Here is a 10,026-nt window from a genome sequence, read left to right on the forward strand (position 1 = left end):
AAAAAAAAAAAACCGTAATAAAATCTTAAAAATTTCCGATTAAGGGAATTTTTAGACACATTTGCATTCAGTTTTTTAATAATTAAAAATTGAGAAATGAATAGTCTTTTATTGAATGCAACAAGTCTGTTATTGCAGGCAAGTGTCAAAGGGAAAGTAAATGAAGTGCTTAGCAATTATGCTGTGCCCGTAATTGCTGGTATTATTGTTATTAGTGTGGCCATTGCCATTTTTACAAATTTGGATGGAATTGTCGACCGTGACGGGACGGGGACAAGAAAGGGTGCAATCATGAATGTGGTCTGGGTGGTTCTGTATGTGATAATAGGAATTGCCGTGCTCGCAGGTATAGTACGATTAGTAGGAAGCATGTCTTTGTCTATATAATGAAGTTCAAGGTCAGAAAAGGACTGGAGACGGATTTGAAGATAAAGGGAATGACCGCCAAATATTTTTATGCCTACTGTGGAATTGGTGGAGGGCTTACGATAATTGGCCTTGTCTCTTTTATGGGGGCTGTACACGGAGGTTCTTTTATTGGTTTTGTCGGTCTTCTTGTAATCCTCGGAATTGTTTTTGTAATTGTTCGGGTTGTCTTCATGAATATGTCGCGGACAGATAAATTGCGAAAATACAAGAACGACAGAAAAATAATAATTGTTTCAAACAGGGATATTCTGAGATGGAAATAACGGCAGCACAGGCATATGGTATTTTGTCCATTGAGGACAATTGTATCCTTTCCAAAGATGGAAGCATTACAATTGTCTTTGGATTAAAGATGTCAGAGGCCTATACGATGGATGCTTCCGGATTTGATGACAGGCATAACCACTATTACAGGGCATTCAGTCACATCAAGTACGGATATGTCCATAAGCAGGATGTCTTCTTAAAACAAAAGTTTGATAGTTCGGCCATTGGTGGAAGCAGTTATATACAACGGGCACAGCGTGATTACTTTAATGGAAGGGAATATTTACAGCATTTCTCTTTTCTTGCTTTTACACTTTCCGGACTGTCCACTTTAGAAAAGGGATATCAAAGTAATCCTTTCGCATATAAAGAGGGAATGGCAAAGGCCGATAGGGATAAACTCGGTGAATTCGTCGATTCTGTCGAGAGTGCAATTTCCATTATCAGAAATGTCAGAAATGAAACGGTGTTCCAATTGTCAAAAGGAGATATTGTAGAATATGCGCTTCGATATGTGAATGGATTCCATCAGGATGCTGGAATTAGGGATATTAAATTTGCAGATAAAATGCAGATAGGAAATAAAAAAGCTGTCGTATTTTCTATCTGCGATGAAAATTACCTACCGGACAGCCTTTCTGATTACGTTCCGGATGCTACGTTGGGAAAAAGTAACAAGATGTATATGGCACCATTGGAACAGCTCGGTGTATTTCTTCCATGTCAGCATGTCATCAATCAGGTGTGGAAGTTCAATGGAAGTGCCTATAAGGAGGAATTGAAGGAACGAGTTAGGTTTTTTGGACGGCACAGGTCATTCGACAAGGAAATAGAAGTGCAGTATCATGGACTGGAGACCATGCAGGATGAGATACTGAATGAAAGTGAAAATCTGCTGTGCCGGACAAGCTATAATATCACCGTTTTTGATGATACGGACGAGCAACTGGAGAAGTGGACGGATATGGTGAAGAATGTCTTTAATAATGCTGATTGCAGGTATTATATACCGTCATACGATGCACTTTACAGGATATTCGTCTCTTCTGTCATCGGTAGGGTGGCATCAATGCCGGAGGAGTTAATGTTTTTGGCAGACTTACATTCAGCACTTTGCTTGAATATTAATTATACGGCTTTCACAAGTGATGAAGAGGGTACGTTCTTTAATGACCGTATCTATCAAATTCCTATAAAAAAGGACCTGTGGGATGCTGGGAAAAAGAGAATAGCTGCAAGGAATGGTATCATAGTGGCCAGTACAGGAGGTGGTAAGTCTGTTACGGCTCTGAATATCGTACAACAGGACATCGAAAATGGAGTTAAAGATATTGTGGTGGAGTTCGGAAAGAGTTTCTATCAAATAGCAAAACTCTATCCGGAAAGGTCCTTGCATATCGATTATGATGGAAAGGAACCGCTCGGCATAAATCCTTTTAGGGTGGACGGCTATCCGGAACCAGACAAAATAAAGATGCTCGTTAATCTGATTTTTAAGTTTTGGCGTATGCCGATGCTGGTTACTGAAACACCACAAGTAGTATCCCTTACCAAAATTCTGCTTCAATATTACAAGGATAGACAAATAGGACATAGTTTTCCAGATTTTTATAACTATGTTGTAGAACAGGGAAGTTCCTTGTTTGAAAGATTTGATATTAAACCTGAATATTTTGATTTAGACAGCTTCAAGCATAATTGTAGTGAGTTCTTGCCCGGTGGATTCTATGAGAATGTGTGTAGGGAATCTGATAGGGAGGAAAGAATCAAGGATAAGGACTTTATTGTGTTTGAGTTGACACGAATAAAGAAAGACCCTTTTCTCATTACCGTGGTCATGAGTATTTTGTATGATACCATTGAAAACAAAATTCTTTCAGACCGGAGCGTGAGAGGAAAATTAATTTTTGATGAATATGCGGAATCACAGGCTATCAAAGATTTGTCCAGTGGTACGGATATACATTCGACGGTGGCTTTCTTCTATCAAAAGTTACGTAAGGAGAACGGGGCGATTATAACGGTTATACAGACACCATCACAGCTACCGGACAACGAGTATACAAAGGGTATGTTTGCAAATACGCAGATTCTTTATGTGTTGCCGGCGGCGGAAGTCGTCTATAATGATGTAGTGAGGGCCTTCCAAATGGATAAGGAGAGCCAAATAAACCTGATGAAATCAATAGGGAATGATTTTTCAGGGAAAAGGCCGTATTCGGAAATATTCATGTGCTTTGGTGACAATTATGCTACTGTCATGCGCTTGGAGCTGTCGCCAGAAAAGTTTCTGGCTTTCCAAACGGATGGTGAGGCATGGCAGGCTATTGATGAAAATTACCGTACTTCAGGTAATATGCAGGAAGCGATAGAAAAATATAAACAGTCTAAAAATAGGAAGTATGAAAAAGGTATTCTTAATTAGCTTATTTGTAATTTTTGGATTAGTACAGATGAGTGCACAAATGGCCGTAACTGATCCGGGCCAAATGGCAATTAATCAGGCAGGATGGGCTTCTTCTTTGGAAAAGGCTGCATCACAGATAGAGATTCTGACAAAAAACAAAGAGATTCTGACAGAGTCTATTAACTTGTATGCAAAGGTTAGTGGTTTTCTGAAAACCAGCCAGCTACTTTTTAATGTCATTGATAGGCAGGTTAAAATCGTAAAATTAGCGGCAGACGAAACTACCCGGAGAGATTATGCCAATGTAAAAATGTATATGAGATATACGGACAGAGTGAAAGAAATATTGGAGGAAAGTCAAGGAATTTTCTCTCTGGCCCAATCTATAGTTACACCATCCGCCAAAATGACGGACGGGGAAAGATTACAAATGCTGTCGGAGTTAAATAAGCAGACCAAAGAGTTTTATTCTAAGCTCCAATTGAACAAGTCAAGATTTGAGACCTATAACAATGCTATGAAAAAATTGAAGAAAAGATGAAATCGGATGTGTTGGAAAACATAAAGAAAGCATATTCTGCCATCATTGAAAAGAATGAGGTTGGAAACGGAATGTACACTGTCGCGGCCTTGATTTGCGTAATAATTCTTGTAAATAAGTTTATTGCAGCATATAAGGAGGCGTATAGTGGGGACGCGCAGCGACCTATCAATATAAAGTCTTTCTTTACCCTTTTCTATACATACTTCATCTGTGCAGGTATCATCATTGCTGCATCGCCGGTGATCAATACAATAGAGGAACTTTTGGCTGATGTACAGACATCTTTCATGGCAAAGTTTCCGGGACCAAAGGATGTTGACGGGCAGGCCATGTACGATGAACTCTTGAAAGATTTTTCTTCTAAGGTGCAAGAAGACAGTATGATAGTCTCCGCCTTAGAAAGTCTGTTCTTCCCTGTGTATATCTTTATAGAAATGCTGATATACTATCTCACGGAATATCTTTATTTCATCTTTGCAGCAGGACGGTATCTCTATTTAGCGTTATTGAAGATTGTCACACCTATTGCCGTTGTCTGTGCGTTAAGTGAACAGACAAGAGGTATAACGATAACGTATCTAAAGAATCTGGCCATATGTTATATGTTGATACCATCATATCTGATAGCCAACTTTTTTGCTGAGACACTTTCGGATGCGATTGTTGGAAGCTGGGAGACAACATCGGTCAATTTTGATTTATTGAGTTTAGTGGTAGCATTGATTTTTAAACTGGCACTTTTCAGTGCTGCATCTAAATATACATGGAAATTGCTCAATTGATAATTTATGAAGAAAGAAAAGATACTGAAAGATTTTGATGCACTCGTGCAGGCAAAGAAGGTGAATTCCACTAATACCAAGCTGTGCATATTGTTTTCCCTAACAGTCGTTGTATGTGTGCTTTTGTGGGGTGCATATATCTCGTTGACGGCTATGGATAAAGTCGTGGTGGTGGAAAGGAGCGGGGAGTATCTAAAGACGAGCGCGGAGAGGAAAACGGAACTCTTTGCAGCACTAATAAAGAATACGTGCGCACAGGCGACGCAATATGCAAATTCTTTTGACAGGGTGAGCGTCAAGAGAAATCAGGCATACGCTTCATTCTATATAAACAAGGCTGATTTAACGGCCATTACCAACAAATATTATAATGACAAGGCTTATTTTGATGCGGTAAATAGTGGTGCAGTATATAAATGTGAGATAGACAGTTTGTTGAGTTTTAAAGGAGAAAACGAGCCTTATCAGGTACGGTTCTTATCTAAATTGACAGTCTACACGGAATCTGGTACAACAAGGAAGTTTATCATAGAATCGGAGGGTACCATCGTTAGAACAACACCACAGTTTCCGGAGAATGTAACTGGTTTCTTTTTTAATAAACTCATGCAGACTTGGAGAATAGCAGAGGAACAGCCGGCAACCGGTAATGAAACGGAAAGTCAGGAAACAATGTAAATATTAGAAAAATGGAATCAGCAGATAAAAGAAAGATTATCATTATTGTCGCTTCTGTGGCTTTTTCTCTTTTAGGTATTATCGTGGTTTTTGCCACGTTGCCCGGAGAGGAAAAAGAAGACGAACTTTCCGTGAGAGTTCAAGATGAAAGAGAAGTTACGGTCGAAGATATGATGAAATCCGGAGATGGAAAAAGTGAGAATCAGACAGGTGCAATACAAGAGTCAACCCCTGCACTCTCTGCTGGAACCTCCGGAGCTGGGACGCTTCCGCAGACTTCAGATGAAATCGTAGAAGACAACGCTGAAGTACGGGAACTACAAAAACAACTTCGAACAAATAGGAACACAAGAAATATGGATGGCTATTCAGGAAGTACTACTTCCGGAGCATACGCATATTCTCCTGTACAGGCTACTCCCAAGACTTCAAAACGGAGACAAACCGTAGTACTATCTTCACGTGAAGAATTATCAGCTTATTCGGATGGAGAGATGACACCAATGACGGTTCCTGCCAAAGAACCAGTTAAACCGCAAGGACGGAGGTTCTTTTCTTCCTCTTCAAAAAAAAATAATACGGACAACGCCATTGCTGCCGTTGTCCACGGTGACCAGACAGTTACTGCCGGCTCCACATTAAAAATGCATCTTTTACAGGATATGAATATAAATGGAATGTCTGTCCCCAAAAACACCTTTGTTTATGGGACGGTTTCTTTTTCAGGTGAAAGAATGACCGTCAAGGTTTCGTCTTTAAGGCTTTCCAATAGTATTTATCCTGTAAATCTTGATGTTTACGACAGAGATGGAATTCTTGGTATTCATGTGCCGGGAAATATCAAGGCAGAGGCAAAGGGAGACGTGACAGAGGCCGGAGTAGGTGAAGTAAATCCTACCGGGACCGGAATTATCGGAAGTGCTACGAGGGCTGTTATTTCTGCCGGAAAATCCGTCATTTCAAAAAAAGTGAGGACACAAAAGGCTACGGTGAGAACCAACTATAAAATATATTTGCAATGGGGAAAAAATTGATTATTTTCTGCCTTGTATTGTGGTGTGTAAGTACATTTGCACAATATCTAAAACCGGGTGCAATAATGCAGATTGGTATTTCGTATGATAAAACGCTGCATTTTATATATTCTACTTCAATTAAGTATTTTGATGTGGGAGACAGTAATAAGGTTGCTGTAGATAAGCCGGAAGACGTGAATAATGTAATAAGGCTGAAATCACAGGAACGTAATTTCAGTGGCACTACTAATCTGTCAGTTGTGACCTCAGACGGAGTCTTTCACTCTTACATGCTCCGTTATGAAGACAAACCTAAGTTCTCATACATTAGGGAAGGTAAAACGTATGTAGAACCGCAGAAAATAGCTGTGTGTAGTGAAAATAGTACGCATCTTATATATCCTTCAAAAATTAAATATATAGACTTTGGGGATAATACAATAAGTGTAGAAAGGGCCGGAAAAGTTGACAACATAATCAGAGTGCAGGCTGTAGACTCGAACTTCCCCGAAACAAATGTTTCTGTTATTACTGAAGATGGGACTTTCTATACTTTGAATGTAGATTATAGTAAATCTCCGGGATCTTTCTCATATGTCATTGCTGATAGTTCTAAACTGAATAATCAAAAGGATATTGCCATTTTTAATGATGTCGAGATAAATGAAGTTGATCAGAATGCTATAAGTAACGATATTCTGAAGTCAAAGAGAAATATCTACAATCTTGCAGCAAGAAAAGGTAGTGTGAATTTTTCCGTATGGAATGTATATGTTATGAATAATACGCTCTTGATGCATCTTCAGCTGCATAACAAGTCTTCTATCAATTATGATATAGATTTTATAAAGTACTATATCACGGACAGAAAAACGATGAAGAAAACCGCATCACAGGAAATCGTTCTTGAACCTATCTTTCAGAAAGGGTTTTCTTCTATCGTAGAGAATAAAATCAAAATGGACTGGATAGTGGCTTTTGATAAGTTTACGATTCCTGAAGATAGACAGTTTGTCATAGAAATACAAGAAAAAAATGGAGGGCGGCATTTTAAATTTAATGTTCCTGCAGCTGATATTCTCGACGCAAAGATATTTCAAAAAGGAATGATTAATAACAATTAAATAAAAAATATGAAAAAGCTATTTTTATTACTATTTACCTTACTACTCCCTATGGTTATGATGGGGCAGCGACATTCAAAAGGTATTGGTGGTATCGATGTTTTTGGTGGTTTTTCACTGGGTAAATATACCGGATGGAATACCGGTATTGGATATTCACATTATATGACGAGCTCCGACATATTCCGGATTACAGGAGAATATACACAGTATAAGAGAAAAATCTATACTCGTGAGTTTGATATTCTGAACTATATGGCAGAAATAGAATATTTGCATATGGTTGTTTCCAACCATAACAACCTTTACATTAATCTTGGTATTGGCGTAAAAGGTGGATATGAAGATATAGGGAAAGCAAAAGATTACGTGAATTCCGATGGCAGAGTATCGGATATAAAGAGCAGATTTATGGCAATACCACTTGTTGCAGGTGAAGCGGAATTTTTTGCATTTTCAAAGACGGCATTCCTCCTGCAGGTAAAAGAGTGCTATTCTCCAATGAGTGACTTGCGGAAGTGGAATACGACTATTGGAATTGGAATCAGACAGCTTATATTCTAACTATAAATCAATTATAATTATGAAAAAAATAATGAATTTTTGTGCGCTTGGGGTATTTCTACTATCTTCCCTAATGTTCTTTTCTTGTGCTAATGACGATGATGATGATAAGGTAAAAGATTATTCCTTTACTGCAAAAATAGAGCAAATAGAGAATGAAGGTGTTGTTAACAAGATTGGAAAACCTGTTAAACTTAAGATTTCCTTGAATGATGTTAAGACAAAAGCGGATAGTATAGAAATCTCATTCAAAGTAAATAATAGAAACGGATATGTATATAAAGATAAAAAGAAAGATTTACATTATCCAACAGAAACAGTTTTTAGAGATGTATTTGCTGATAACACATTAGTACTATATTACGTTCCAGAAAATGGAGGTAAGCAAACACTATCTTTTAAATTCCAAAATGGAAAATATTCTTATGATGTAGAAAAAGAAATTGATGTGGAAACAGGAACAAACGTTTCTTTTTCTAATTTGTTGCCCAAATCACAGACTCTTGGACAGAATTGTCGTGGTTCTGTAATCGTCGATAATTATATGGATAAGGGGAATTACCATTATCTAAAGTATGAAATTACAGGTGGAAATCTTGAATCGTTTTTTTATATTTACATAGATGGAAAACCTGTTCCTGTTGCTTCAGGAAAGACGGTTAGATTGATGGATGGAATTAAAAAACAAGAGTTTAATTATATTTATGAGCAAAAAGAAGAAGGATATAATACAATTAAGTTGACGGTCGGAGATAAATATGGAAATGAATATTCTTCGACATTTACTCCTTTTTTCTCTCCGATTGTCGATATATCGATTTATTGTGTTGGAGTAAGACAATCAAAGGACCACCAAAGTATTTCCCCTCGATTTTTTATGACTTCAACTTTTATTAATACATTAAACGAGCGAAAACCATATGTACTTAAAGATACAGAGATAGAAATATCATTTACAGTTTCTACACAACACCCTCGGTATGTTCCAGATAAAAGGGTTGTATTGAAAATACCAAAGAATAGTTCTGTTTCTCAGGCGGTTAAACCTCAATTCTTTTCGGAGATAGGTGCTTTTAGCGTGAAGGATCTAAAAATTATAGGAATGGCGGATGTTCATGGCAGAGTTTATAAATTAACAAATGTTATCAAATACTCTCAGGTTTATATTGATGAAAAGGGTAAAGAAATCAAAGAAAAAAATGACTATGAAATAAAACTTTAAGAGTAGATGAATTTGCTTTTTTCTATTCTCATATCCTTTCTTACTTTGTCCCCTACAGGACAGAGTAAGAAAGAATTGTGTAGAAAGGTCCTTGCTTCTGCCCGGACTTTTAAGGAGATAGCACCGGTCTATAACATAATTGAGAAGGAAAAAGATATTTTTAAGTATGTGCCATCGGCCAAACCGATAAAAGGAAAATATCGAGTAAGCAGCAATTTTGGAAACAGATTTCATCCAATCAGAAGGGTAAAAATCTTTCATGCCGGACTGGATATGGCTGCACAGTATGCCACGACGGTACATAGTGCTGCAGAGGGGACGGTGATATTTGCCGGGATAACGAACGGCTATGGAAAAAAGGTCGTCGTAGCACATCGATATGGTTTCGTTACTTGTTATGCACATCTTACATATATTTATGCTAAAGTTGGACAAAGGGTTAAAAAGGGGGCATGTATAGGTTTTGTAGGCTCTACAGGAATGAGTACTGGAAATCATCTTCACTACGAAATCATCAAAAATAAAAGATTTATAAATCCAATTAACTTTATCAATCATGAATGAGGAACAGAAGAAAGCTTTTGGGAAACAGCTGAAAATGGCAAGGGTTTGGTTAAACTTGCAGGGAAGTGATGTTTCAGAAGCAACGGGGATTTCTGTTAAACAGATTAGAAATATAGAAGTGAACGGAAGTACAGGATCCGTTGCAAAATATCTGATGTTTTTGCGGAAAAGAGGAATCGATCTCAATGTTCTATTTGATAAAGCCATTGAAGGAGAATTTTAATTTGGGCGTTTCGGAAACCGCCGGGCTTTACGTTCCAATCCTCTTTTACAAAGAGAATTTCCCCTGCAATCCCTAACGCATAAGCCCACCCATTAAAGTGGTACGGGCACCGCCAAAGCAAAGCTACGCACCACGTCGACAAACGGCCTTAAGCCTATCGATGTGGTGCGTAGCCTTGTTTTGGCTTTTCCGTCAGGGCCTAACCG

The 10,026-nt window shown here is 38.0% G+C and carries 12 protein-coding genes; all 12 read left to right on the top strand.

Going from position 1 to position 10,026, the window contains the following annotated elements:
* Positions 1-96 precede the first annotated feature (96 nt).
* The 12 genes from H164_RS0113825 to H164_RS0113880 are packed head-to-tail and all read left to right on the top strand — an operon-like array spanning position 97 to position 9,820.
* Positions 97-387 carry a hypothetical protein gene (locus H164_RS0113825; RefSeq protein ID WP_019969176.1) on the top strand — a complete coding sequence of 97 codons (291 nt, stop codon included), beginning with the start codon at positions 97-99 and terminating at the stop codon, positions 385-387.
* Positions 387-692: a hypothetical protein gene (locus H164_RS0113830; RefSeq protein ID WP_019969177.1), complete on the top strand. Its 306-nt coding sequence runs from the start codon at positions 387-389 to the stop codon at positions 690-692. The genes H164_RS0113825 and H164_RS0113830 overlap by 1 nt, the downstream gene beginning before the upstream one ends.
* On the top strand, positions 683-3,121 hold the full coding sequence (locus tag H164_RS0113835; protein WP_019969178.1) for a TraG/VirB4 family ATPase: 2,439 nt from the start codon (positions 683-685) through the stop codon (positions 3,119-3,121). Before H164_RS0113830 ends, H164_RS0113835 begins: the two co-directional genes overlap by 10 nt.
* Positions 3,099-3,644, top strand: coding sequence for a hypothetical protein (locus H164_RS0113840; RefSeq protein ID WP_154652166.1), 546 nt, complete (start codon positions 3,099-3,101; stop codon positions 3,642-3,644). Before H164_RS0113835 ends, H164_RS0113840 begins: the two co-directional genes overlap by 23 nt.
* Positions 3,645-3,652: 8 nt before the next feature.
* Positions 3,653-4,429 carry a hypothetical protein gene (locus tag H164_RS0113845; RefSeq protein WP_154652167.1) on the top strand — a complete coding sequence of 259 codons (777 nt, stop codon included), beginning with the start codon at positions 3,653-3,655 and terminating at the stop codon, positions 4,427-4,429.
* A gap of 6 nt (positions 4,430-4,435) precedes the next feature.
* On the top strand, positions 4,436-5,107 hold the full coding sequence (locus H164_RS0113850) for a hypothetical protein (RefSeq protein ID WP_019969181.1): 672 nt from the start codon (positions 4,436-4,438) through the stop codon (positions 5,105-5,107).
* Between the two features lie 11 nt (positions 5,108-5,118).
* Positions 5,119-6,141 (top strand): conjugative transposon protein TraM, encoded by a 1,023-nt coding sequence (traM, locus tag H164_RS14975; RefSeq protein WP_019969182.1) that lies wholly within the window; start codon positions 5,119-5,121, stop codon positions 6,139-6,141.
* On the top strand, positions 6,126-7,247 hold the full coding sequence (gene traN, locus H164_RS0113860) for a conjugative transposon protein TraN (RefSeq protein ID WP_019969183.1): 1,122 nt from the start codon (positions 6,126-6,128) through the stop codon (positions 7,245-7,247). The genes traM and traN overlap by 16 nt, the downstream gene beginning before the upstream one ends.
* Before the next feature lie 9 nt (positions 7,248-7,256).
* Positions 7,257-7,811, top strand: a complete 555-nt coding sequence (locus H164_RS0113865; RefSeq protein ID WP_081622307.1) for a conjugal transfer protein TraO — start codon at positions 7,257-7,259, stop codon at positions 7,809-7,811.
* Positions 7,812-7,830: 19 nt separating this feature from the next.
* The gene (locus H164_RS0113870) at positions 7,831-9,033 is read left to right on the top strand and encodes a hypothetical protein (RefSeq protein WP_154652168.1); all 1,203 of its coding nucleotides are present in this window, start codon (positions 7,831-7,833) and stop codon (positions 9,031-9,033) included.
* Between the two features lie 6 nt (positions 9,034-9,039).
* Positions 9,040-9,597: a M23 family metallopeptidase gene (locus H164_RS0113875; RefSeq protein ID WP_019969186.1), complete on the top strand. Its 558-nt coding sequence runs from the start codon at positions 9,040-9,042 to the stop codon at positions 9,595-9,597.
* Entirely contained in the window at positions 9,590-9,820 is a 231-nt protein-coding gene (locus H164_RS0113880; protein WP_019969187.1) for a RodZ family helix-turn-helix domain-containing protein, read from the top strand. The genes H164_RS0113875 and H164_RS0113880 overlap by 8 nt, the downstream gene beginning before the upstream one ends.
* Positions 9,821-10,026 lie beyond the last annotated feature (206 nt).

The sequence above is a fragment of the Segatella maculosa DSM 19339 = JCM 15638 genome, assembly GCF_000382385.1.
Taxonomy (GTDB): domain Bacteria; phylum Bacteroidota; class Bacteroidia; order Bacteroidales; family Bacteroidaceae; genus Prevotella; species Prevotella maculosa.